Origin of the sequence: Romboutsia sp. 1001216sp1, from assembly GCF_039841805.1 — a bacterium.
Taxonomy (GTDB): Bacteria; Bacillota; Clostridia; order Peptostreptococcales; family Peptostreptococcaceae; genus Romboutsia_C; species Romboutsia_C hominis.
The window spans coordinates 158,896-183,557 of record NZ_JBDPHA010000006.1 but is presented as its reverse complement, the minus strand read 5'-3'; the positions used below and the strand labels follow the sequence as shown (position 1 = coordinate 183,557).

Genomic DNA, 24,662 nt, shown 5'->3' with positions numbered 1-24,662 from the left:
TACCTGGTTGATAGGTCGAAGGTGTAAGTGCAGTAATGTATTTAGCTTATCGATACTAATAGGTCGAGGACTTGACCAAAATAAAATTATTAATTCTAAATGATATACAGTTTTCAGAGTATTAACTCTAAAAGATAAAGATTATGTGGTTATTATAGCAAAGAGGATACACCTGTTCCCATACCGAACACAGAAGTTAAGCTCTTTAGCGCTGATGGTACTTGGGGGGCGACCTCCTGGGAGAGTAAGACGTAGCCACGTAATCTTTTTTTTATTTTATAAAATATTAGATATGTATAGATAGCTATTTAAGGCTATCTCTTTTTTATTTTATAAGTTTACTGTTATGATATTTAAAAAGGTTAAATAAATTAGATAAGTTATTAGCAAATTATTTAGCAGAAGTAAAAAACGGTAAGACAATAAGCACAAATTATGGTATGAAAAATTCACTTCAAATATGCTATTTTATGAAAAGATAGAAGGAATTATTTATATGGTAATAGGGGATTTTATGTTAGAGGCAGCAGTCAAAAATAAATAATCACTGTATTGGGATAAGTTATGTGATATAAGAAGTTGTAGTAATATATATGCTGATGGAGAATTATTCTATGAAAATGGAAAGTTTGTAGACTATATTTTATGTAAGTACGGATTATAAATAAAAATAAGTAGGGGGTTAGGTTATATACTAAGCCTCTTATTTTTTAATAAAATTTTATTTTGTTCTAATAAAGAATTGAGATAATTTAGATATTAAGTAATTTTAAATCCATAAAACAGTCAAAGTATTTAAACGTAAGGTATTTAAGTAAATTTTAGATAAATTAACAAGGTAGTGTAAGGATAAAATATTATATGCTAATATTATAGTATATAACAAAGACAAGGGGGAGTGACTATGGGTATAATAGTAAGTTTATTAAACCAAGGTGTAGACGAAAAATTAATAAATGATGCAATAAAGTTTAAAGAATTCTATAAAATAGATGAGAATCTTAAACATAGGATATCAGATTCGACTAAGTATTTTTATGGAAAAGATATATGGAATATGGCTATATCAGCTATATTAGAGGGAGAAAACATACTATTATCTGGCCCAAAGGCGACAGGAAAAAATCTACTAGCAGATAATTTATCAGAGTTATTTGGAAGACCTCAGTGGAATACATCGTTCCATATAAATACAGATAGTACAACTTTAATAGGTACAGATACATTTATAGATAATGAAGTTAAGTTGAGAAGAGGCTCAGTATATGAATGTGCTATAAATGGGGGATTTGGTATATTTGATGAAATAAATATGGCTAAAAATGATGCAATTGCAGTACTACATTCAGCGTTAGATTATAGAAGAGTAATAGATGTACCTGGATATGAAAGAATAAATCTTCATGATGCAACGAGATTTATAGGAACTATGAATTATGAATATGCAGGGACAAAAGAATTAAATGAGGCACTAGTTTCTAGGTTTATGGTCATAGATATACCTGCTGTAGAAGAAGAAAAATTAATGCTAATATTAAAAAAAGAATTTGAGGATGCAGATGAAGAAAAATTAATCCAATTTGGAGGTATATTCTTAGACTTACAATTAAAATCACAAAATGGAGAAATATCTAGTAAATCAGTAGATTTGAGAGGATTAATAGGATCACTAAAAGCTATCAGAAGAGGATTAAAACCATCTTTAGCGGTTAATATGGGAGTAACAAGTAAAACATTTGATGTATATGAGAAAGAGATTGTAGGAGATATTATAAAGACTAGAATACCAGATAAATGGGAAACTAAAGATATATTTCCTAAAATAAATACATATTAAAGTAGGAAATAATTATGAAATGGGTATATGGGAATTATGAATTTGAAAATAGAATTAGCAATCTATCTTGGACTGTAGCAGGAGATTATAATGATGATATTCAAATATCTAAAAATGAATATTCATCTAAAGATATAGCTTTGTATTTTGCTACGATGGCAGGAGGAAGGCATAAATACATAGATTGGATCTTAGTAAAAAGATACTTATTAAGTAGAGCTAAAATGGGATATGATATTGATGTTATATCTGATTTATTGCATATAACATTAGATAGGTTAGTTGAAGAAAAGATTATAAAGGAAAGACCAGGTATTGAAGATATAAGATTAAGTGCTTACAAAGATATTTTATCAGGTTTTAGTAAAATACATAATGAAGAAATACTACAAAAAATAAAATACTTTTTAGTTTTAGAAAGGATGGGAAAACATCCAACTATAGACGGACTAAGTAGAAGGATAGTAAATAAAATAAATGAAATTAATCTTAATGAAAATATAGTTGAAATACTTAGGGGAATAGATGAAATTTATATAAATTATTTTAATGATACTTCAAATAAATATGATAATGAAAACTATGAAAATGAAAGAATAATAAATTCAAATATAGATTTTGACACATTTTCAGATTTTATGTATGAAGAACTTTATGATAATGAATACAGTAAAACTATAGAAAATCAAATAAGCGAGATATCATCATCTATGTTAATTGAAAGCTTAGGAGAAGTTGATATTAAAGGCTCAAAACATAGCTCTAATAATGTACTATATGTTGATGAGGAAACTTTAAATAAGATATATAAGAAAATAGAGCATTACTACGGGAAATCATATATAGGTGACTTAGAATTAAAAAAAATAGAAAGCAAATGTTGTAGAGGGGTTCATGAGGGATGTAGAGTACATTTTACAGATGGAGTATTAAGAAGTGAATGTAGTAATATAGCTCAGATAAAATATGCAACTAGACAAAAAGAAAATAATACTCGTAAATTTAGAGAAAACATAAAAATATATAAAAGGAATATATTAAAATTAAAGGAAACTCTATTGAGAATATTAATAGAAGAAAATGAGAAAAGTAGAGTTTATTGTGATAGTGGTACTATATATGCAAATAGGGCATGGAGAGCAACTAGAAGCAATAATAATAAAATTTTCTACAAAGATATTGAAAATGAGAAAGGTAGGTATGTAATAGATATACTTTTAGATTCTAGTGGGTCTCAAACTAGAAATCAAGCCAATGTAGCGATACAAGCATATATAATATCAACAGCTTTAACTAAGGCTGGTATACCAAATAGAGTTATGGGATTCTCAAGCCTTATGGATTACACTATATTAAAAAGATTTAGAGACTATGAAGATAAAATAACCAATAATGAGAACATATTTGAATATTTTTGTGCTGGAAATAATAGAGATGGACTAGCCATAAAATCTATTTGTGAAGGATTATTAGAAAGAGAAGAAGAAAATAAAATCTTAATTGTATTAAGTGATGGAAGACCGAATGACATAAAGATAGGTAAAGACAGGGAAAGAAGTATAAGAGGAGAAATGTCTTATAAAGGTATGATTGGAGCAAAAGATACTGCATCAGAAGTAAGAAAAGCTAGGCAAAAGGGAATAATGGTACTAGGAGTATTTACAGGAAAAGAAATAGATTTAGAAGTAGAAAAAATTATATATGGTAAAGACTTCATATATACTAAAGACATCCAGAGGTTTTCTGATGTGGTTTCCATGTATTTAAAAAAGATAATAAGAAATTAGAAAAATAAAAGGAATATTAAAATATATAGCGAATATAATTTAATATAGAAAAGTATATATTATAGGTTCTTAATATAAGATTAATAGGGAAAGAGGTTAAAATCCTCTACAGCCCCCGCTACTGTGATGCTGATGAAATTTCTAAAACCACTGTAATATTAGATTATGGGAAGGAGAAAGAGTAAAATGAAGCTAAGTCAGGAGACCTGCCTAATAATATTAAATGATTTCTTCGGGGATGGAGAATGTCTTTAAGCTACTTATATAGTTATTTATGTAGATAAAGTCTAATCCCTGTGGATTAGGCTTTTTTATTGTGAAAAGTTTAAAATTTTATATAAATGATATTAAGAAATATTTTAAATAGATGAAGTATATAAGATTAAGCTATGCAAGATAGTTTGCATTAAAAAGAGACTTGTAATGTATAAGTCTTAAAATTAATTTGCCTTAAGCCTAAATTTAATATAAATTTTATATCTAAAGCTTTATGCTTAAAAAGCCCTTATTACATTTAAGGGCTTATTTTTTTATGTAATGATCTTATATTAAGAATAAAAATGTAGATAATTCATATTGATAATACACATTAATTAGTATGAAAATGTAAAAATATTAAAAAATACATGAAGCCATAAGTGATATGAGCGAAGTAAATTTTTTATTTAACATAAATTGTTTACATGTGTAAAGACATATAATACAATTTATGTGTAAACATAATTTATCAGGGGGAGATTTAGTATATGTTAAAGTTAAAGAAGAGATTAATATTTACAGCAATAGTAGGGATTATGTCTTTAAGCATGATTGGATGTAGTAATGACTCAAAAGAAGGTAGCAAAAACATGAAAGGTGACGAAGAAAAATTTTCTGTAGGAATAGTGCTTGGAGAAGGTGGGGCTAATGACCAAAGCTTTAATCAATCATCATTAGAAGGATTAGAAAAGGCAAAATCAGAACTAGGTATAGATGGCTCATACTTGGAGTCAAACCAAGATGCAGATTATGCACCTAATATAGAAACCTTTATAGACCAAGAACGTGATGTAATTATAGGTGTTGGATATACAACAGCAGAATCAATGTTAAATGCAGCAAAACTTTATCCAGATAGACAGTTTGTCATAATTGATCATAATTATGAAGAAGAGGGACAAGAAATACCAGACAATATGATATGTATGACTTTTGATGAAAGAGAGGCAGCATATTTAGTAGGTATAATAGCATCTAAGATGAGTGAAACTAATAAAGTTGGATTTATAGGTGGTATGGAAATACCAAATATAACAAGATTTGAAGAGGGATTTAAAGCTGGGGTAAAGTCGGAAAATAAAGATGTAGAGTATTTATCTCAATATGCAAATTCCTTTGATGATGCTAGCTTAGGAAAGTCTATAGCTAATCAAATGTATAATAATAAAGTAGATGTAATATTCTCAGCTGCAGGTGGTGTTGGAACTGGTGCGATAGAGTCAGCTAAAGAAAAAGATAAGTATGCTATAGGAGTAGATATGGACCAAAATAATTTAGCTCCTGACAATGTAATAACTTCAGCTATGAAAAGAGTTGATATTGGTGTTTTTGATACAATATCAAAGATAAAAGAAGGAAAATTTGAAGGCGGAAAAGCTGTAGTTTATGGATTAAAAGAAGAGGCAGTTGGGATAGCACCAAGTACTGGTAAAAATGTACCTAAAGAAATAATTGATTATGTTAACAAAAAAGCAGAGGATATAATAGAAGGAAAATTAGAAGTAAAATAATACATAAGATATAAAATGGCTATTTAAAATAATAACTTGTAACTTAAGAAAGTATAAATTGCAAGGATTATTATTTTTAGATAGCCTATTTATTTTAAATAAAATACAAGAATAATATAAAGTATGGTATAGTATAATTTCATTTAATAAATAAATTATATTTTTATAATATCCATTTTAGAATAATTAGATTATGGAGATTATCAAAATATAGGACTGATTTAAAGTTTGAATAAATATTTATTATAGATTAAAATATAGTTATAGGAATAGCGACAGGAGGAAAATTATGAATTTAGATACATTAAATCCTGCCCAGAGAGAAGCTGTAGAAAAAACAGAAGGACCGGTACTTATACTAGCTGGAGCTGGGTCAGGGAAAACTAGAGTTTTAACAACGAGAATAGCACATCTTATAGAAGATAAAGGTGTACAAGCCCCAAATATATTAGCAATAACATTTACAAATAAAGCTGCTAATGAAATGAGAGAGAGAGTAGAGGAAACTTTAGGAACAGATACAAAGGAAATGTGGATAAGCACTTTCCACTCTTGCTGTGTGCGTATACTAAGAAAAGATATAAATAGAATCGGATACAATAGAAGTTTTGTTATATATGATAGTGCTGACCAAGTTACCTTAGTAAAGGACTGTTTAAAAGAGTTAAATTTAAGTGATAAAGTATTTGAACCTAAGGTAATAATAAGTACAATATCAGGGGCAAAAGATAAGCTGTATAGCCCATCACAATTTAAAGATATGCATAGACATGATAATAGAATGAGTAAGATTGCAGATGTATATGCACTATATCAAGATCGTTTAAAAAGAAATAGTGCTTTAGATTTTGATGATTTAATATATAAAACAGTAGAACTTTTAAAATCTGAAGAAGAAGTTTTAGAATTTTATAGAAGTAGATTTAAATATATAATGGTAGATGAGTATCAAGATACAAGTAAAGCTCAATATGAACTAATAAAATTATTAGCAAAGGAACATCAAAATATATGTGTTGTTGGAGATGATGACCAAAGTATATATGGATGGAGAGGTGCTGATATAAGAAATATACTTGAGTTTGAAAGAGACTATGATGATGTTCATGTTGTTAAGCTAGAACAAAACTATAGATCTACTCAAGTTATACTAGATGCAGCAAATACTGTTATATCTAATAATATAGAAAGAAAAAGAAAGAAACTTTGGAGTGAGAAAAAAGAAGGAGAGCTAATAAAGATACAACTATCTGAAAATGAAATAAATGAATCTGATTTTGTTGCAGATATGATAGCTAAAATAGCAAGAGAGCAAGGTAGAACTTATAAGGACTTTGCTGTACTTTATAGAGCTAATGCTCAGGCTCGTCCAGTAGAAGATGCACTTAATAGAAGCCAAATACCATATAATATATATGGTGGAACAAAATTCTATGAAAGAAAAGAAATAAAAGATTTACTAGCATATTTAAGGGTTATACAAAATCCTCAAGATGATATATCTTTAAAGAGGATAATAAACGTACCTAGAAGAGGTATAGGTCTTAGAACTATAGAAAAAATAGAAGATAGAGCTAGTTTAAAGCAAGAGAGTATGTACTCTGTACTAATAGATATAGATACAAATTCAGATATATCAACAAAAGCTAAAAATAGTATAAATGGATTTGTTGATACAGTAGGAACACTTAGAACTATAAAAGAAGTATATCCTGTAAGTAAGCTTATAGAGAAAGTATTAGAGACTACAGGATATATAGATGAGCTATCTAAGGACAAAAGTGAAGAAGCTCAAGATAGAATTGATAATCTAAAAGAGTTTATATCTATAGCATTAGAATTTGAGCAAAGTAGCGAAGAAAAAGATTTACAAACATTCTTAACAGGTGTTGCACTTTCATCTGAATCTAGTGAAGATGAAGAGATAGAAAAAGTATCATTAATGACTATACACACATCAAAAGGGCTAGAATTCCCTGTTGTATTCTTAATTGGTATGGAAGAGGGATTATTCCCAATATCTAGAGCTGTAAGGTCAATGAGTGAGTCAGATATAGAAGAAGAAAGAAGACTTTGCTATGTTGGTATAACAAGAGCAAAAGAAGTTCTTTATATGACATTAACTCAAAGAAGAACTTTATATGGAAAAACTAATCCATCAATAGCATCTAGATTTATGGAAGAATTACCAGAACAATGTATAGAGAAGCTTAACAAAGTAGAAAAAGAATTAACTTACTCAAAGGCTAATTATAATGTATTAGATAAGTACAAACAAAAATATATGAACACTATGAATAAGTCCACAGTTGCTAAAAAAGTAAATGCGACTATAAAAGATACTAAAAAAGAAACTGATATAGATGATATAAAGCTAGGAGCAAAGGTACATCATCCAAAATTTGGAGAAGGTACTGTTGTTGGTATGATGGGCTCTGATGTTACAATAGCATTTAAAGAACAAGGAATTAAAAAAATAAATAAAGAATACACAACATTAGATGTATTATAGTAAATAAAAAATAAAGGATATATTTATATATCCTTTATTTTTATTTAAATAATATATTTAAAAAGCTTAGGTTAACTATATAACACATTAGAACTCACTAAGTTAATGACAAATATAAATATAGTAAATCTTTATTTTAAAGATTAAAATACTCTGTTTAAGATTGGGAAAATTAGTATTATAATATATTTATAATGTAGAAATACATTAATTTACATTTACTAGGGAGGCTACAAAATGGAACAAAAGAGATTTGCTAAAGATTTAATAGATTTTATTTATAAAAGTCCAACATCATTTCAAGCAGTAGAAACATCTATAAAGCTTTTAGAGGATAATAACTTTAAAGAATTAAAATTAGATGATATATGGAACATAGAAGTAAATGGGAAGTATTATGTAACAAAGAATTCTTCTGCTATAATAGCCTTTGAGGTTAACTCTAATAACATAGAAAAAGAAGGATTTAGAATAGTAGGTTCTCATACTGACTCACCTACATTTAGAATAAAGCCAAATGCTGAAATGTGTTCTGAAGGTACATACTTAAAATTAAATACTGAATGCTATGGTGGACCAATATTAAATACTTGGTTAGATAGACCTTTAGCCATAGCTGGAAGGGTTGTATTAAAGGGAGAAAGTATATTAAATCCAGTAGAAAAAATGGTAAATATAAATAAACCAATATGTATCATACCAAATATAGCTATTCATTTAAATAGAGGAGTAAATGATGGATATGCACTAAATAAACAAAAGGATATGTTACCTTTAGTAGGTCTTATAAACGAAAGTTTAGAAAAAGATAACTTCTTAATAAATGAAATAAGTAAGTCACTAGGTATAAATAAGGAAGAAATATTAGACTTTGATTTATTCTTATATGAATATGAAAAAGGTTCTTTAATGGGTCCTAATGAGGAGTTTATATCAACAAGCAGATTAGATAATTTATCAATGGCACATGCTAGTTTACATGCACTTATAAATGCTAATGGTAAAAATGGTGTAAATTTAGTAGCTGTATTTGATAATGAAGAAGTAGGAAGTTCTACTAAACAAGGTGCAGATTCTAATATGTTATTAAACATACTAGAAAGAATATGTATATCTTTAGGTAAATCAAGAGAAGAATTCTTTACAGCATTATATTCTTCATTTATTATATCAGCTGATTTAGCACATGCAGTGCATCCAAACTTAGGAGAAAAGCATGACCCAACAAACAAACCAGTAATGGGTAAAGGACCAGTTATAAAGATAAATGCAAATCAAGCATATACAAGTGATGCCAGCTCAATATCTATATACAAAGCTATATGCAAAGAAGCTAACGTTAAGTATCAAGAATTTGTAAATAGATCAGATGAAAGAGGAGGAAGTACTATAGGGCCAATTTCATCAACACATATAGATATACCATCTGTTGATGTAGGTTCACCAATACTTGCAATGCACTCTATAAGAGAATTAGGAAGTGTAAAAGATCATTATAGTATATATAAGACATTTAATAAATTTTATGAAATATAAATAGGAGATGAGACAGATGAAAATAGGATTATGCCTTTCTGGAGGAGGAGCTAAAGGAGCTTATCAAGCAGGAGTTATAAAGGCTCTTTATGACAGAGGGTTAGATTTTAGTGCAATATCGGGAACATCTATAGGAGCAATTAATGGATATTATATATTCACAGGAAATGTTGAAAAGTTAGAGGATATGTGGACAAATATAGAAATAGATCCTGCAAACGATATCAAAATAATAGATAATACTGTGGATAATTCTTATGTGATAGAAGGATTAAAAACTTTAGAAGTAAGTAAAGAAGCGGAAATAGACTTTTATGTTAATTATATAGAAATAAAAAATAAAAATCTAAATGAAAAGATAATGAATATAAAAGATGTAGATAAGTCTAAAGCTTTAGAAAGTATTAAGTATAGTTCTTTATTACCATGTAACCCAAAAGCAACTTTACCGCTAGGACAGCAGTTTATGAAAGATGTAAGTGAAGGGCTATATGATGGATTTAATCTTGATGGAGGATTAGTTAATAATACATTAATACAGCCATTAGTAGAACAAGACTTAGATAAAATAATAATAATAGATACACATACAGAATATGAACTACCTGCAGAAATAAGCGATAAATTTGGTAAAGACAATATTTTTATAATAAAGCCTAAAAAACCTTTTGAAAAAAATGCTACATTAAGATTTGAAAAAGAATTTTGTAAAAAAATATACAATGAAGGATATGAAATAGGAAAGAATTTTTCTATGTGCATATAGAATAGTTTTTTTAGAGTAAATATTAAAATATGAACATTTCTATGTAAATATATAGAATTGTATCAAAAACATTGAATAAACTGCTAAATATTAGTATAATATAAAAGTTCCTTAAAAAGAATATAAATTATGGAGTTGATATAAATAATGGCAACTAAGAGAATAGCAGTTTTAGGTGGGCCTAGATGTGGTAAAACTACACTAATACAACACCTATACGTTGAAATGAAAATAGCAGGATTAAATGTAGGATATGCTTTAGAATACTCAACTGATTATTTAAAAGATAAGGGTATGATAGAGACTATATCTGAACAATACGGAATATACTTAGGGCAAAAGAGAATAGAAGATGAGTTATCAACATTTGATTATGCTCTAACAGACTATGCTACTTTCGTACCTTACATATATGGAAGATTTATGTTAGGAAATAAGGAAAGAAGTAAAAAAGAAATACAAATACTTAAAGATTTATACTGTCTAGCAATAGAAGATATACAAAACTATGACACTATAATATATGTGCCACGAGAGTTTGGATATGTGCAAGATGGTGTAAGATGGCAAGATGAAGAAATCGCTCTTAAAATAGATGAAGCTATATTAAGTTTCTTAAAAGCTGAGAATGTAAACTTTGTAGAAGTTAAAGGCTCTACAAAAGAAAGAGCTAAGCAAATATTAGAGTTATTAGATATAAAATATCAAGATACTCCACAATTAGATGGAGAAGAAAAATAAGCTACTATTATATAGTAGCTTATTTTACTTATACAAAAATAATTACTTTATAATTCAAATATGTAGAGAATTATTTCAAAGTTAGTATATAATAATAAATAGAAAATACATAAAGATAAGAAGAAAGGAATTAAAAAAATGGAAACTAAAAACCCAATAGTAACTATAGAAATGGAAAATGGAAAGAAAATAGTAGCTGAATTATATCCCAATATAGCTCCTAACACAGTTAAAAACTTTGTAACACTAGTAAACCAAGGATTCTACAACGGAGTAGGGTTCCACAGAGTAATAGAAGGATTTATGATACAAGGTGGATGCCCTAATGGAAATGGAATGGGTGGACCAGGATATTCTATAAAGGGAGAATTCAGAGGAAATGGATTCACTAATAACTTAAAGCATGAAGCTGGAGTATTATCTATGGCTAGAACTATGGCTCCAAACTCAGCTGGATCACAATTTTTCATAATGCATAAAAATTCTCCACATTTAGATGGACAATATGCTGCATTTGGTAGAGTAATAGAAGGAATGGACGTTGTTAATGAAATAGCTACAACTGCGACAGATAGAGCTGACAAGCCTAAGACTCCTCAAATTATGAAGTCTGTAACAGTGGAGACATTTGGAAAAGATTATTCAGATGTTGAAAAATGCTAGTTAGTTTCTAAAAGGTAAAAAATAACTATTTACAATCTAACTAAATTATTTTAAAATATTATAAGGTTTAATCCTAACCGAAACACACAAAACACACAAAATACAGAAATTAAACCATTTTATTAATCTACATTATTTATAAGTAGACGATTTAAATTTATAACATATGAAAAAGGAGCTAATCTATATTAAAGATAGCTCCTTTTTCTATATATTAAATATATTATAGTAAACAAAAAAGTATTTATAAAAGATTATAAAATCATTATAAATACTTTTTATTTATTATTATAAATTATTCTTAATAGCAGAAGTTAAATTTGGAACTAATTGTTTCTTTCTAGAAACTACACCCTCAGCAAATACTCCTTGATGAGCTTCAACATTAAATGCTTCAGATATTACTTTATCTTCAGCTTTGTATATTAGGTAAGAACCTTCTTTTATTATGTCAGTTATAGCAAGAACTAACATATCGTAATCAGTAGAGTTTATATAAGATAAAAATTCATCTTTTTTATCAAATATAGAATCTATATCTAAAGTGAATACTTGACCTATACCAACTCTTTTTCCACTCATATCAAATTCTTTAAAGTCCATATTAACTATTTCTTCTATGCTGTATTCATCTAGTGAAGTACCAGCTTTAAACATATCCATAGCATAGCTTTCCATATCAACATCAGCTATTTTACTTAATTCCTCACAAGCTAACTTATCTTTTTCTGTAGTAGTTGGAGATTTAAATAATAATGTATCTGATAATATAGCAGATAATAAAAGTCCAGCTATATGTTTTGGAACCTCAACATTATTTTCTTTAAACATGTTGTAAATTATAGTACAAGTACATCCAACAGGCATTACTCTAAATGATATAGGTACATCTGTAGTTATACCACCTATTTTATGATGGTCAATTATTTCTACTATATTAGCATTTTCTATAGCATCTGCACTTTGAGCGTATTCATTGTGATCAACTAAAACTACATTTTTATTAGTTAAATCATCTATATTTAATATTTGAGGAGCTTCAACATTGAAGTGATTTAAAGCGTATTGAGCTTCTTTTCTTACCTCCCCTAAAGCATAAGCAGTAGCTTCTTCACCTAATTGATTTTTTAGGTAAGCTAATGAAATTGAAGAGCATATAGAATCTGTATCTGGATTTTTATGCCCGAAAACTAGTAATGTCATACAAAAAAACTCCTTTCACAAAATTATGTATTAATTTTAAAAATAAACCTCTATATAAGAGAATAAAACACTATATCTATAATTAATAGTACCAATATTTAATATGTATTATAAATATATTTGTTAATAACAAAGATATTATATCAAAATAACTAAAAAAATTGTTTAAAAAATAAAAAATTTAAAAAAGTATATTATATTATTGCCAATTTTAGTAATAGCGATAACAAATAGGGTATTCCTGTGAAAATATATAGTATATTGAAATATTATTAAAATAAGTAAATTAAAAATTACTATAATATTCAATCTAATGTAAAAATACAAAAATAAATAGTTTGATTAAAAATTAACTATTAGAATTAAATGAATTTTAAATACTTAAAGTAAGATTTTAAAATAAATTTTAACTTATAAACAAAGATGCAGAAAATTAAAACAAACTATAAAAACGATTTCATAAAACAAATAAGATAAAAATTTAACAAAAAATATTGACAGTTTTATTTATGTGATGTATTATCTAAACATAGATAGTTTGTTAAATAACTAACACAGTTTTATATAAATTGCCTGGGAGGAAAGCATAATGACTAAAGATTTAAAAAAAGTTAAAAATGTAAAAGAAAAGCAAGAACTAACTGTAGAAAGTATGATAAACGATTTAGTAACAAAAGGAAATAAAGCTAAAGAGGAAATGTTAAAATTAGACCAAGAAGCAGTAGATAAGATAGTAAAAGCTATGGCTAAGGCTGGTCTTGATAAGCATATAGAACTTGCACAAATGGCAGTAGAAGAAACTGAAAGAGGAATATTTGAAGATAAAGTAACTAAAAATATATTCGCTACAGAATATGTTTATAATAGTATAAAATATACAAAAACTGTTGGTGTAGTAGAAGAAAATGATGAAGAAAACTACATGATGGTTGCAGAACCAATAGGAGTTATAGCAGGTGTTACACCTGTTACTAATCCAACTTCAACAACAATGTTCAAATCATTAATAGCTATAAAAGGAAGAAATCCAATAATATTTAGCTTCCATCCATCAGCTCAAAAATGTTCAGCAGAAGCTGCTAGAATTTTAAGAGATGCAGCTATAGAAGCTGGAGCTCCAGAAAATTGTATACAATGGATAGAAGAACCATCATTAGAAGCATCAAGTGCTTTAATGAAAAATAACAAAGTAGCATTAATATTAGCTACTGGTGGACCTGGAATGGTTAAGGCAGCTTACTCTTCAGGTAAACCAGCCTTAGGGGTTGGGGCAGGAAACGTACCTTGTTTTATAGAAAAATCAGCAGATATAAAACAAGCCGTTAACGATTTAATATTATCAAAAACATTTGACAATGGAATGATATGTGCTTCAGAGCAAGCAGTTATAATAGAAGAGCCAATATACAATGAAGTAGTAGATATAATGAAGGGATACAATTGCTACTTTGTAAACAAAAAAGAAAGAGAATTATTAGAAAAAACAGTTATAAATCCAGAAACTAAAACATTAAATCCTAATATAGTTGGGCAAAGTCCTTATAAGATAGCTCAAATGGCAGGATTTGAAGTACCTAAAGATGCTAAAATGTTAGTAGCTGAAATAGAAGGTGTAGGTATGGATTACCCATTATCAAAAGAAAAGTTAAGTCCTGTACTTGCTTGCTTAAAAGTTAAAAATGCTGAAGAAGGAATACAAAGATGTGTAGAAATGACTGAATTTGGTGGATTAGGTCACTCAGCGGTTATACATTCAGAAAATGATGACATAATACTAAAATTTAGCGAGAAAGTAAGAACAGGAAGATTATTAGTAAATGCGCCATCTACTTTCGGAGCAATAGGAGATGTATATAACGTGAATACACCATCATTAACACTAGGATGTGGATCTATGGGTAATAACTCAACTACAGATAATGTATCAGCGGTAAATTTAATAAACCTTAAGAAAGTTACTAAGAGAAGAGTAAATATGCAATGGTTTAAAGTACCTGAAAGAATATATCATGAAGTTGGATCTATACAATACTTAGAAAAACTACCACAAGTTGAGAGAGTAATGATAGTTACTGATAGAATGATGGTTCAATTAGGATATGTTGAAAAATTACAATATCATTTAAGAAAAAGAAGAAACCCAGTTATGATAGAAGTATTTGCTGATGTAGAGCCAGATCCATCTGTTGATACAGTGTTAAATGGTGCTGATGCTATGAGAAAGTTCAAGCCAGATACTATAATAGCTTTAGGTGGAGGATCTGCAATGGATGCTGCTAAAGGTATGTGGTTATTCTACGAAAATCCGGAAGCAGACTTTGAAGATTTAAGACTTAAGTTTATGGATATAAGAAAGAGAATATATAAATTCCCTAAATTAGGAAGACAAGCTAAGATGGTGGCTATACCAACTACTTCAGGAACTGGTTCAGAAGTTACTTCTTTCGCAGTTATAACTGATAAAGTTAATAATATTAAATATCCTTTAGCTGACTATGAGTTAACTCCAGATGTAGCTATAATAGATCCTACATTTGTAATGTCTGTGCCAGCAGCTGTTACTGCAGATACAGGATTAGACGTATTAACTCATGCTATAGAAGCTTATGTTTCTGTAATGGCAACTGATTATACAGATGCTTTAGCTATGAAAGCTATACAAATGGTATTTGAATATCTACCAAAATCATATAAAGGAGCAAATACTCAAGAAGGTAAAGAAGCTAGAGAAAAAATGCACAATGCATCTTGTATGGCAGGGATGGCATTTGCCAATGCATTCTTAGGAATTAACCATTCATTAGCTCATAAGTTAGGATCAGAATTCCATATACCTCATGGTAGAGCAAATGCTATATTATTACCATACGTAATAGAGTACAATGCATCTATGCCAACTAAGTTTGCTGCATTCCCAAGATACAAATCTTTTGTAGCAGATAAGAAATATGCTGAGATAGCTAAGATGTTAGGATTAAAAGCTAACACTACAGAAGAAGGAGTTAAGAGCTTAGTAGAAGCTATAAGAAACTTAATGAGAGAATTAAATATGCCAATGACTATAAGAGAATGTGGTATAGAAGAAAAAATATATATGGGAGCTATAGAAAAGTTAGCATTAGATGCTTTTGATGACCAATGTACTCCAGCTAACCCAAGACAACCATTAGTATCAGAGTTAGTAGAAATATATAAGACAATATATGGAGATAAGAAAACTAAGTAAATAGTTCAAAAATTAAGAAAGTATATTGAACATTAAAATATAAAATAAAGAGGGGCCTTATTAAGGCTCCCTCTTTATTTTATAGACTTGTACATAACAACTTTTTCATATTCATTTTTTATGCTTATTATAGAATTAGAGATATTAATTTCAAAATTGGCAAAAGCAGAGAATAAATCAATGTCTCTCATTAAATGCATAGTAATAATATCGCTCTCTTTGTTTAATCTTAATATAATAGACCTAACAAATGGAAACTGTACTCTTGAATTAAAGAAATTTGAATCTTCTAGTTTAATATCTAAGCTGCGATAGTTTAAGTCTATAAATAAGTCTAAATCATTTTCTTCTTCCCTTATGACTCTGTATTCAAAGTCTGTATCTAAGTTTAATTTACCGAAAGTTACCATTTTACAACCTCTTCTACCGAAAGTTTTTTTATATATTATACATTATAGAATGATAGCTAACTATACATTTGTAAAATGTTTTGAAAAATAAAAAGCCTTCGTTGGGGGAACGAAGACTTAATTTGGGGGAGATTGAGTTAAATATTTAATTTTATATTACTATTATGGACAGATAACTTTAATCTATACATAAATTTATAAAATATTTTTAAATCTATCTCTTCTTGTTTATAAACTTAGGTCCAAGGTATTTTCTTATATCGTCATCAGATGAAAAATCATCTATAAGAATTTCTCTACCACTTTCTTCTAGCACAACTAGAACTTCACAGTCACCTTGTAAGAAGAACTTTCTAACTGTTTCTTCTCTAACTTCCCTAACTTTAGTTATATTTTTCTTTTGTTTTTCATAATCCTTTGTATAATAACTATCCATCATGTTTATTATTTTTGTATATCTAGTCATGATTACCTCCTGTATGTTAAATTGAATATTTATTTCTTAAGTAAATATTTTTCTTCACTTAACTAATTCGTATCACACTAATAAAAAGTGTGATATAATAAGTTTTTGTATTAACCTAATAATTATAACAAGGAGTAATAATAATGGCTAGTATAAATAGAAATGATATTTTAAATTGTATAAATTATTGTAAGGAAAATGAGCTGTTTGATAAGTTAAATGATACTTACAAATCACTACCAAGTGGAGATTGTACTGGCTGTGGTAATTGTTGTATGGAATCAGTAGGTATAAATTTAATTGAATTTATTAATATATATAGCTACTTATTAGACAAAGATGAATTAAGAAAGACAAGTTTAAGTAAAATTATAGACTACTATTTTTTAGAATTTACTAAAAAGAGTGCGTGTCCATTTAAAGATGAAAATAACAGATGTTTAATATATGAAGTGAGGCCACTAAATTGTAGAATTTTTGGTCATTGGAAAAAAGAGGATTATAATAAAAATTTATCAAATATAACTAAAAGGAATAGAGAATATAGTGATCTTATGAAATCAAAGTATGGATTTGATATAAGTGAAAAAGTTGTTAATTACAAAATAAAATACTGTGAGGATTTTAAACCCCAAAATGGATATTTAGATAAATCGACTAGATTAAGTTTTGCAGATGAGCTAATGATACTAGATTCTAAGTTATATTCTAAAGGTATTATAGATATAGATTTTAAAGATAGAGGTATAGTTGAATATTTTATAGAAGCTTTATTAAAAGATGATACTGCTTACAATATAAAAATAAGATTATCAAAAGATGAAGAGGTAAGAGAGATAGCATTAAAAAGATTAAAAAAGATACTATTATAATTAGGTGATTAAATGGAGCTTAAAAAAATAAAAGGAAACACATTTTATATAAAGGGTGGAACTAACACTGGTGTTTATATTTTTGATGATAATAAAGCTTTGATAATAGATCCTGGGTTAGCTGGTTCAAGACCTAAGAGAATTATAAATATGTTAGAAGAAAAAAATATCAAGGTAAATTTTATAATAAATACACATGAACATGATGATCATTATGGAGCGTGTAACCAATTTAAAGAGTATTATAATGATATTTGTATATTATCATCAGATGAAGCTAAATTATATATAGAAAAGCCTTATCTATTTGGCAAATATATAATGGGTGGTAAATATAATAGATTTTTTGTGGATAAATTAAAAAATAAATCATTAGATGAAATAAAAGTAGATAAAATAGCAAAAGAAGGAAGTCTGTTATTAAATAATGAAGAATTTGAAATAATAGATTTAAAGGGACATACTGAAGGAAGCATAGGAATATTAACTAAAGATAAAGTTTTATTTACTGGAGACCTTCTAATAGGCTTAGATATGCTTAAAAAGTATGATTTCTTATTTTTGTATGATATAAAGAAAGAAATAGACTCAATAATGAAATTAAAAGAAATAGATTTTGATTATTTAGTCTTAGGGCATAGTAAAGAAGTAATAAGTAAAAAAGATTCTAAGTTTATAACAGAAATGCATTTAAATGCTATTGATAAGTACTTAAATAAAGTAAGAGAAGATTTAAATGTACCAATAACGTTAGAAGAATTATTAAAAAAAATTATAATAGATAATAATTTAAAGTGCAATTATAAAGAATATCATTTTTTTAAGTCATCTTTAGTTTCGATGATAAGCTATTTAGCTGATTTAGATGAAATAGACTATATATTAAATGATGGAGAATTGCTTTATTGTACCAAAAAAAAATAAATTATGCTAAAATAGATATGTTAAAAAAGACTCAAAATAAGATAAAGGGTGAGTACGATGGAATTTGAAAAATGGGATGAAATACTAACACCTTATGACCATGCAGTAGAAGAATTAAAAGTTAAGTTTAAGAATATAAGAAAAGAATTCTTAGCAAAAGGAGAATACTGTCCTATAGAGTTTGTAACAGGAAGGACTAAAAAAATAGCTTCTATAATATCTAAATCAAAGCGCCTAGGAATTGAAGATATAGAGGGTGAGATGGAAGATATTGCAGGTATAAGAATAATGTGTAAGTTTGTAGAAGATATATATACAGTAGTTGAACTTATACAAAATAGATGTGATATGAGTATAGTATATGCAAAAGATTATATAAAAAACTTTAAGGATAGTGGATACAGAAGTTATCATGTTATAATAAAATATCCTATAAATACGATAGCAGGTTCAAAAGAAATATTGTGTGAAATCCAAATAAGAACTTTAGCTATGAACTTTTGGGCAACTATAGAACATTCTTTAAAATATAAATATGAACATTACATACCAGAGGAATTAGCAGTTAGATTAAGAAGAGCATCTGATGCAGCATTCCTATTAGATCAAGAAATGAGCGAGATAAGAGAAGATATAATGAAAGCTCAAGTTATGTGCCAGGTAAAATCAGTTACAGTAAGAGATGTACTTAGTAAGATTCAAGAATTATATAATCTAGGAGAAACACATAAAGCGCTTATATATCAAAGAAGGCTAGATAAAATAGATAATGAACAAGATATAGAAGAAATATTACATCTTCAAAGTGAGGTAGATAATTTATTAGAATTTTACAATAACAATAATAAAGTTAGATAGAGGTTATCCATATTCATGGATAACTTTCTTTATATAATAGTATAGTAATTGAATTTAAATTTAAACTATAGGTATTAATATAGAATATATAAGAAAAGTTACATAAGAAAGGAAAAAAGACATGAACTTATATGCAATAGGAGATTTACACTTTTCAACATCAGTAAATAAGCCTATGGATGTTTTTGGAAAGAATTGGATAGGTCATGAGGAAAAGTTAATAGAAGACTGGAAAGAGAAAGTAAGTGATGAAGATTTAGTATTAGTATTAGGAGATACTTCTTGGGGAATAAATCTAGACGAAGCAAGAAGTGATTTAGATATAATAGATAATTTGCCGGGGAAAAAGATATTTATAAAAGGCAATCATGATTATTGGTGGACTACTGTAACAGCATTAAATAAGCAGTATGATAATATGAACTTTTTACAAACTAATTTCTATGAATACAAAGATTATGCTATTTGTGGAGGAAGAGGATGGATATGTCCGAATGATTTTAAGTTTGATGAAAATGACGCTAAAATATATAAGAGAGAAGAAAATAGGATAAGAATATCTTTAGAAGCTGCTAAGAAGAAAGGACATACTAAATTTATAGTTATCACTCACTATCCTCCTACTAATGATAAACTTGAAGAATCGTTATTCACTAAATTATATGAAGAATATAAAGTTGAAAAAGTTATATATGGACACTTGCACGGAAAAGAATCATTTAAAATGGGATTAAGAGGTGTAAGAAATGGAATTGAATATATATTAGCATCTTGTGATTACACTGATTTTAAATTAATAAAAATATTAGATTAATAATCTTAAAATTGTAAATACTATTATATATGGTTAAAATATGAAAATTGGGGGATTTTTGTTTAAATATACAAAAGAAGGAGATGTTAATGATGAGATGGATATTAGTATTCTTATTTTTGTATCTTATCCCCTTGATAATATTATTTAGAAATTATAAAAATTTGAGAAGATCGTACATATATAGTAGTATTTATGTTGTATTAGTTACAATGATAGTAGCAACAAATCTTTATATGAGTGGATTAAATAAAATCAGAGAAGCTATATATTATTACAGTTATGTTAATGATGAGCCATACGAATATAAGGATAATGTAGGCAAAGAAGAGAATATTGATGAAATTTATAAAGTAGATAAGCAAGACAGTGAAGTGTATGAAAGTAAAGGAGATAAATCAAATGAAGTAGCACTAGAATCAAAAGAAGTAGAATTAAATCAGGATAAAGAAGTAGAAGTTATTAAAAAAACTGATAAAGAAATAATTAGTGATTTCAAAAAAGAAATTTACAATATAGAAAGAAAAGCATTAATTCCTATGAGGGATTGTATTCCTTATACAAAAAATATATCTGAGAGTATAAAAAAATTACCGACTATAGAAAATGACTTAAAATATGCCAGCAAAAAATGTAAAGAAGTTATAGAACTTTATGAAAGTATGGATATACCTAGTCTTTCAGATGAACAATATACTACAATACTAAGCAATGCAAGAGATGATGTTAAAAAGGCTTATGAGCTAAGAGAAAAGGCTATGAACGAGTCTATAAACTTAGTAGAAAGTAAGAATCCAAAATATATTGGAAAAATAACAGAGTATTTAAGCTTATCTGATGAGCACATAGCAAATTTTAAGGATAGAATAGATAAGCTAAGTCTAAATATAAAATAACAAAAGCTTATCTTTTATGATAAGCTTTAAATATACTATAATGCATAAATTTTGATTTATAATATAACATATGATATAATTTTCGATTATAACGTTAATCAGGGAGGTATGTATGGGAAGATTAAATATATGTATAGATATAGATGGAACTATAACAAGTCCATATCATTTTATTCCGTACTTAAATGAGATATATAATAAAAATATAAAAGAAGAAGAATGTGTAACTTATAACTGGGAACAATTATATGGTGATACCATGGATGAAATATTAAATAAATTCCATAGTAGCTGTATGCATTCTTATGAAGAAGCAGAAATAGTAGAATATGCTAAGGACGTTATAGAAAAGTGGTTAGCTAATAGCCACAACTTATATTTTGTAACGGCAAGAGATAAAAGTCTTACAGAGATAACTACAAGATGGTTAAACGATAAAGGATTTTCTGATATAGATGTTCACTTATTAGGTAGTCACGATAAAATAGCTAAAGCTAAAGAATTAGAATGCAATATATTTATAGAAGACAATCCATCAAATGCAATGCAACTTGCAAGTGAAGGTATGAAAATACTACTAATAAATACCAACTACAATCAAGGTGTAGAACATGATAATATAACAAGAGTAGACACTTGGAAAGACATAGATAAATTCATAGAATTGTACAAGTAAACATAGCAATACTATAGGGGGAGGTGGTCTTATGGTCGAATTAAAAGTAGAAAATCGAAAAGGCAATATAAGCATAAATAGCAATGATGTTAAAGAAATCATCAAAATAAGACCAGATATAGAATATACAAGAGATATATCAAATACAATTAATCAAGATGGTATAATGGCATTTGACTGCAAACTGTCTCAAGATGTATTTAATATGCAAGATATAGAAGATGTACTAGATGAAATAGGAGAAGACTTAGACGAAAGCTATTTCCAAGTATTATTTGAAGATGTAAGAGCATATTTAAAAGATGCTACAGATGAAATTGAAGAAGAACTTCAGGATAAATATTTATTTGATAATGTAAGATGTTTCTTTGATATTTATAATATAGATGAATCTTTTACAGATTTTAAATTTGTATTTTTAGTTAGCTTCAAGGATATAAAAATAGCATCATTAGCTAACCTATCTAAAATAGTAGGAAAAAGACAGTTAGTAGGAGCATCAAAATTCTATAGCTAAGGATTATAAATAATATAAAAGATTAATATAGAAATAAAAAAGAGCATCTGTATACAAAGATGCTCTTTTCATTTAATTTTTAAAAGGAATTAAGCTTTATTTATTGATCCGAATAATTCCATTTTTTCTTTAACAGTAGTTTTTATAGATTCAAACCCTGGAGCTAAAAGCTTACGAGGGTCAAATCCTTTACCTTCTAAGTCTTTACCAGCTTCTATATACTTACGAGTAGCATCAGCAAATGCTAATTGACACTCAGTATTAACGTTTATTTTAGAAACACCTAATGATATAGCTTTTTGTATCATTTCAGCAGGTATACCAGTTCCTCCGTGTAATACTAATGGCATGTTTCCTGTAGCATTATTTATAGCAGCTAAAGCATCAAAGTTTAATCCAGCCCAATTTTCTGGATATTTACCATGTATATTACCTATACCAGCAGCTAGCATATCTATTCCTAAATCTGCTATTAATTTACATTCAGCTGGATCTGCAACTTCACCAGCACCAACAACACCGTCTTCTTCTCCACCTATAGAACCAACTTCTGCTTCTAAAGAAAGACCTTTAGCATGAGCTAATTCAACCATTTCTTTAGTTTTAGCTATATTTTCTTCGATTGGATAGTGAGAACCATCAAACATTATTGAAGAGAAACCAGCTTCCATAGCTTTTTTAGCTCCATCGTAGCTTCCGTGGTCTAAATGAACAGCAACTGGAACAGTTATGTTTAATTCTTCCATCATTCCTTCAACCATATTGACTATAGTTTTAAAACCACACATATATTTAGCAGCACCTTCAGATACTCCTAATATAACTGGAGAATTGTTTTCCTGAGCAGTTAATAATATTGCCTTAGTCCATTCTAAGTTATTTATGTTGAATTGACCTACTGCGTATTTTCCTTCTCTAGCTTTTTGTAACATGTCTTTAGCTGAAACTAACATATATAAACCCTCCATACAATTAATTATTAAAAATAATCAAATATAAAATTTACCCATCAATTAATATTATAACCCTAATACAAAAAAAGTACATAGTAAATTGTAATAACTAGTAATTAAAAGTATAATAATATCTATAACTAAATAAATTTTAAGAAAAGAGAGGAATTATATATGCCACAAATAAAAGTAAGAGGTATAAATGAAAATGATATATGTAAAATAAGTGAAAATATGATAGATAAATTAGTGGAAGCAGTAAAATGTCCTAGAGATTATTTTGAAATAGAATGTATAAAATCTGTAGCAATAAGAGACGGAAAAATAGCAGATGTATATCCATTTGTGGAAGTAGCTTGGTTTGATAGAGGACAAGAAGTCCAAGACACAGTAGCTAAAATAATAACAGATAGTATAAGGGATGGATTAAAAGTAGAAAGTATGGATTTAGCATTTACTGTTTTTGAAAAGGAAAAATACTATGAAAATGGAGAACATTTTTAATGGCTAAAAAATTACGTATAGATAAAATACTTTCTAATATAGGATATGGTAGTAGAGCGGAAATAAAAAAATACTGTAAGCAAGGTATGATATCTGTAAATGGAAAAAATATAAATAATCCAGGGATTCAAGTTGACCCAGAAAATGATAAAATACTTTTTAATGGAGAAGAAGTAAACTATAGAGAATTTGTGTACATAATGTTAAATAAACCAGATGGATATATATCGGCGACTTTTGATAAGCATGACCCAATAGTATTAGACTTAATAGATTCATCATACTATGTTTTTGAACCATTTCCAGTAGGTAGGTTAGACAAAGATACAGAAGGGCTATTGGTATTAACAAATGATGGACAACTTGCACATAGGGTATTATCACCAAAAAAGCATGTACCAAAAACTTACTATGCTAAAATAGAAGGAATTGTAACAAAAGAGGATGTAGTTGCTTTCTCAAAAGGAGTTACGCTTGATGATGGATATGAAACTATGCCGTCACAACTTAAAATATTAAAGAGTGATGAAATATCAGAAATAGAACTTACTATACATGAAGGAAAATTCCACCAAGTTAAAAGAATGTTTGAGAGTGTAGGTAAAAAAGTAGTATACTTAAAAAGACTGTCTATGGGAAAATTAGAGCTAGATAAAAATCTAGAGCTAGGAGAATATAGAGAATTAACAGAAGATGAAATAAAATTATTAGAAGAAAGATAACAATTGAGCG

At 27.8% G+C, this 24,662-nt stretch carries 22 protein-coding genes, 2 rRNA genes and 1 riboswitch; of the genes, 20 read left to right on the top strand and 4 right to left on the bottom strand.

The features are described 5' to 3' along the window. The 10 genes from ABHC41_RS08125 to ABHC41_RS08080 all read left to right on the top strand — a co-directional run. Positions 1–79: ribosomal RNA gene (locus tag ABHC41_RS08125) — 23S ribosomal RNA — on the top strand; the annotation flags it as partial. 65 nt (positions 80–144) lie between these two features. Further along, positions 145–261 (top strand): 5S ribosomal RNA (rrf, locus tag ABHC41_RS08120). Between the two features lie 643 nt (positions 262–904). Further along, positions 905–1,837 (top strand): MoxR family ATPase, encoded by a 933-nt coding sequence (locus ABHC41_RS08115; RefSeq protein ID WP_092923327.1) that lies wholly within the window; start codon positions 905–907, stop codon positions 1,835–1,837. A gap of 14 nt (positions 1,838–1,851) precedes the next feature. Then, positions 1,852–3,624 (top strand): nitric oxide reductase activation-like protein, encoded by a 1,773-nt coding sequence (locus ABHC41_RS08110; protein WP_092923330.1) that lies wholly within the window; start codon positions 1,852–1,854, stop codon positions 3,622–3,624. A gap of 46 nt (positions 3,625–3,670) precedes the next feature. Next, positions 3,671–3,853: riboswitch (cobalamin riboswitch) on the top strand. A 517-nt stretch (positions 3,854–4,370) separates the two neighbouring features. Then, a complete protein-coding gene (locus tag ABHC41_RS08105) occupies positions 4,371–5,393 on the top strand; it encodes a BMP family ABC transporter substrate-binding protein (protein ID WP_092923332.1) in 1,023 nt (340 codons plus the stop codon). A 289-nt stretch (positions 5,394–5,682) separates the two neighbouring features. Beyond that, positions 5,683–7,905 (top strand): UvrD-helicase domain-containing protein, encoded by a 2,223-nt coding sequence (locus ABHC41_RS08100; protein ID WP_092923335.1) that lies wholly within the window; start codon positions 5,683–5,685, stop codon positions 7,903–7,905. 237 nt (positions 7,906–8,142) lie between these two features. Then, complete coding sequence (locus ABHC41_RS08095) at positions 8,143–9,441, top strand: M18 family aminopeptidase (RefSeq protein ID WP_166506042.1); 1,299 nt, start codon at positions 8,143–8,145, stop codon at positions 9,439–9,441. A 16-nt stretch (positions 9,442–9,457) separates the two neighbouring features. Next, positions 9,458–10,207, top strand: a complete 750-nt coding sequence (locus ABHC41_RS08090) for a patatin-like phospholipase family protein (protein WP_271893575.1) — start codon at positions 9,458–9,460, stop codon at positions 10,205–10,207. Positions 10,208–10,354: 147 nt separating this feature from the next. Further along, complete coding sequence (locus ABHC41_RS08085) at positions 10,355–10,948, top strand: ATP-binding protein (RefSeq protein WP_092923344.1); 594 nt, start codon at positions 10,355–10,357, stop codon at positions 10,946–10,948. Between the two features lie 138 nt (positions 10,949–11,086). Further along, the gene (locus ABHC41_RS08080) at positions 11,087–11,611 is read left to right on the top strand and encodes a peptidylprolyl isomerase (RefSeq protein ID WP_092923347.1); all 525 of its coding nucleotides are present in this window, start codon (positions 11,087–11,089) and stop codon (positions 11,609–11,611) included. Between the two features lie 288 nt (positions 11,612–11,899). Here ABHC41_RS08080 and ABHC41_RS08075 read toward each other — a convergent pair whose 3' ends face one another. Further along, a complete protein-coding gene (locus tag ABHC41_RS08075; RefSeq protein ID WP_195238339.1) occupies positions 11,900–12,814 on the bottom strand; it encodes a manganese-dependent inorganic pyrophosphatase in 915 nt (304 codons plus the stop codon). A gap of 589 nt (positions 12,815–13,403) precedes the next feature. Between ABHC41_RS08075 and adhE the strand changes: the two genes are divergently transcribed. Continuing rightward, positions 13,404–16,040: a bifunctional acetaldehyde-CoA/alcohol dehydrogenase gene (adhE, locus tag ABHC41_RS08070; protein WP_092923353.1), complete on the top strand. Its 2,637-nt coding sequence runs from the start codon at positions 13,404–13,406 to the stop codon at positions 16,038–16,040. Between the two features lie 74 nt (positions 16,041–16,114). Here the strand turns inward: adhE and ABHC41_RS08065 are convergent, their stop codons facing one another. Both ABHC41_RS08065 and ABHC41_RS08060 read right to left on the bottom strand, forming a co-directional pair. After that, the gene (locus tag ABHC41_RS08065; protein ID WP_092923356.1) at positions 16,115–16,450 is read right to left on the bottom strand and encodes a hypothetical protein; all 336 of its coding nucleotides are present in this window, start codon (positions 16,448–16,450) and stop codon (positions 16,115–16,117) included. 214 nt (positions 16,451–16,664) lie between these two features. Next, positions 16,665–16,916 (bottom strand): hypothetical protein, encoded by a 252-nt coding sequence (locus tag ABHC41_RS08060; RefSeq protein WP_092923359.1) that lies wholly within the window; start codon positions 16,914–16,916, stop codon positions 16,665–16,667. A 143-nt stretch (positions 16,917–17,059) separates the two neighbouring features. Between ABHC41_RS08060 and ABHC41_RS08055 the strand changes: the two genes are divergently transcribed. From ABHC41_RS08055 to ABHC41_RS08025, 7 genes are all read left to right on the top strand, one after another. Beyond that, positions 17,060–17,788 (top strand): YkgJ family cysteine cluster protein, encoded by a 729-nt coding sequence (locus ABHC41_RS08055; RefSeq protein ID WP_092923362.1) that lies wholly within the window; start codon positions 17,060–17,062, stop codon positions 17,786–17,788. A 12-nt stretch (positions 17,789–17,800) separates the two neighbouring features. After that, positions 17,801–18,712 carry an MBL fold metallo-hydrolase gene (locus tag ABHC41_RS08050; protein WP_092923365.1) on the top strand — a complete coding sequence of 304 codons (912 nt, stop codon included), beginning with the start codon at positions 17,801–17,803 and terminating at the stop codon, positions 18,710–18,712. Between the two features lie 57 nt (positions 18,713–18,769). After that, on the top strand, positions 18,770–19,570 hold the full coding sequence (locus tag ABHC41_RS08045) for a GTP pyrophosphokinase family protein (protein WP_092923368.1): 801 nt from the start codon (positions 18,770–18,772) through the stop codon (positions 19,568–19,570). 121 nt (positions 19,571–19,691) lie between these two features. Continuing rightward, positions 19,692–20,384: a metallophosphoesterase gene (locus ABHC41_RS08040; RefSeq protein ID WP_092923369.1), complete on the top strand. Its 693-nt coding sequence runs from the start codon at positions 19,692–19,694 to the stop codon at positions 20,382–20,384. Between the two features lie 92 nt (positions 20,385–20,476). Next, entirely contained in the window at positions 20,477–21,280 is an 804-nt protein-coding gene (locus ABHC41_RS08035; protein ID WP_092923371.1) for a hypothetical protein, read from the top strand. A 112-nt stretch (positions 21,281–21,392) separates the two neighbouring features. Beyond that, entirely contained in the window at positions 21,393–21,956 is a 564-nt protein-coding gene (locus ABHC41_RS08030; protein ID WP_092923372.1) for a hydrolase, read from the top strand. 31 nt (positions 21,957–21,987) lie between these two features. After that, on the top strand, positions 21,988–22,473 hold the full coding sequence (locus ABHC41_RS08025) for a hypothetical protein (RefSeq protein WP_092923374.1): 486 nt from the start codon (positions 21,988–21,990) through the stop codon (positions 22,471–22,473). 89 nt (positions 22,474–22,562) lie between these two features. Here ABHC41_RS08025 and fba read toward each other — a convergent pair whose 3' ends face one another. Then, positions 22,563–23,426, bottom strand: coding sequence for a class II fructose-1,6-bisphosphate aldolase (fba, locus tag ABHC41_RS08020; protein WP_092923376.1), 864 nt, complete (start codon positions 23,424–23,426; stop codon positions 22,563–22,565). 174 nt (positions 23,427–23,600) lie between these two features. Between fba and ABHC41_RS08015 the strand changes: the two genes are divergently transcribed. Further along, the gene (locus ABHC41_RS08015) at positions 23,601–23,930 is read left to right on the top strand and encodes a DUF1904 domain-containing protein (protein ID WP_092923379.1); all 330 of its coding nucleotides are present in this window, start codon (positions 23,601–23,603) and stop codon (positions 23,928–23,930) included. After that, on the top strand, positions 23,930–24,652 hold the full coding sequence (locus tag ABHC41_RS08010; RefSeq protein ID WP_092923382.1) for a pseudouridine synthase: 723 nt from the start codon (positions 23,930–23,932) through the stop codon (positions 24,650–24,652). Before ABHC41_RS08015 ends, ABHC41_RS08010 begins: the two co-directional genes overlap by 1 nt. Positions 24,653–24,662 lie beyond the last annotated feature (10 nt).

What these genes read in the sequence shown, in the direction of transcription:
- ABHC41_RS08115 (WP_092923327.1), top strand. Translation starts at nt 905, where the DNA reads ATGGGTATAATAGTAAGTTTATTAAACCAAGGTGTAGACGAAAAATTA.
- ABHC41_RS08110 (WP_092923330.1), top strand. Translation starts at nt 1,852, where the DNA reads ATGAAATGGGTATATGGGAATTATGAATTTGAAAATAGAATTAGCAAT.
- ABHC41_RS08105 (WP_092923332.1), top strand. Translation starts at nt 4,371, where the DNA reads ATGTTAAAGTTAAAGAAGAGATTAATATTTACAGCAATAGTAGGGATT.
- ABHC41_RS08100 (WP_092923335.1), top strand. Translation starts at nt 5,683, where the DNA reads ATGAATTTAGATACATTAAATCCTGCCCAGAGAGAAGCTGTAGAAAAA.
- ABHC41_RS08095 (WP_166506042.1), top strand. Translation starts at nt 8,143, where the DNA reads ATGGAACAAAAGAGATTTGCTAAAGATTTAATAGATTTTATTTATAAA.
- ABHC41_RS08090 (WP_271893575.1), top strand. Translation starts at nt 9,458, where the DNA reads ATGAAAATAGGATTATGCCTTTCTGGAGGAGGAGCTAAAGGAGCTTAT.
- ABHC41_RS08085 (WP_092923344.1), top strand. Translation starts at nt 10,355, where the DNA reads ATGGCAACTAAGAGAATAGCAGTTTTAGGTGGGCCTAGATGTGGTAAA.
- ABHC41_RS08080 (WP_092923347.1), top strand. Translation starts at nt 11,087, where the DNA reads ATGGAAACTAAAAACCCAATAGTAACTATAGAAATGGAAAATGGAAAG.
- ABHC41_RS08075 (WP_195238339.1), bottom strand. Translation starts at nt 12,814, where the DNA reads ATGACATTACTAGTTTTCGGGCATAAAAATCCAGATACAGATTCTATA.
- adhE (WP_092923353.1), top strand. Translation starts at nt 13,404, where the DNA reads ATGACTAAAGATTTAAAAAAAGTTAAAAATGTAAAAGAAAAGCAAGAA.
- ABHC41_RS08065 (WP_092923356.1), bottom strand. Translation starts at nt 16,450, where the DNA reads ATGGTAACTTTCGGTAAATTAAACTTAGATACAGACTTTGAATACAGA.
- ABHC41_RS08060 (WP_092923359.1), bottom strand. Translation starts at nt 16,916, where the DNA reads ATGACTAGATATACAAAAATAATAAACATGATGGATAGTTATTATACA.
- ABHC41_RS08055 (WP_092923362.1), top strand. Translation starts at nt 17,060, where the DNA reads ATGGCTAGTATAAATAGAAATGATATTTTAAATTGTATAAATTATTGT.
- ABHC41_RS08050 (WP_092923365.1), top strand. Translation starts at nt 17,801, where the DNA reads ATGGAGCTTAAAAAAATAAAAGGAAACACATTTTATATAAAGGGTGGA.
- ABHC41_RS08045 (WP_092923368.1), top strand. Translation starts at nt 18,770, where the DNA reads ATGGAATTTGAAAAATGGGATGAAATACTAACACCTTATGACCATGCA.
- ABHC41_RS08040 (WP_092923369.1), top strand. Translation starts at nt 19,692, where the DNA reads ATGAACTTATATGCAATAGGAGATTTACACTTTTCAACATCAGTAAAT.
- ABHC41_RS08035 (WP_092923371.1), top strand. Translation starts at nt 20,477, where the DNA reads ATGAGATGGATATTAGTATTCTTATTTTTGTATCTTATCCCCTTGATA.
- ABHC41_RS08030 (WP_092923372.1), top strand. Translation starts at nt 21,393, where the DNA reads ATGGGAAGATTAAATATATGTATAGATATAGATGGAACTATAACAAGT.
- ABHC41_RS08025 (WP_092923374.1), top strand. Translation starts at nt 21,988, where the DNA reads ATGGTCGAATTAAAAGTAGAAAATCGAAAAGGCAATATAAGCATAAAT.
- fba (WP_092923376.1), bottom strand. Translation starts at nt 23,426, where the DNA reads ATGTTAGTTTCAGCTAAAGACATGTTACAAAAAGCTAGAGAAGGAAAA.
- ABHC41_RS08015 (WP_092923379.1), top strand. Translation starts at nt 23,601, where the DNA reads ATGCCACAAATAAAAGTAAGAGGTATAAATGAAAATGATATATGTAAA.
- ABHC41_RS08010 (WP_092923382.1), top strand. Translation starts at nt 23,930, where the DNA reads ATGGCTAAAAAATTACGTATAGATAAAATACTTTCTAATATAGGATAT.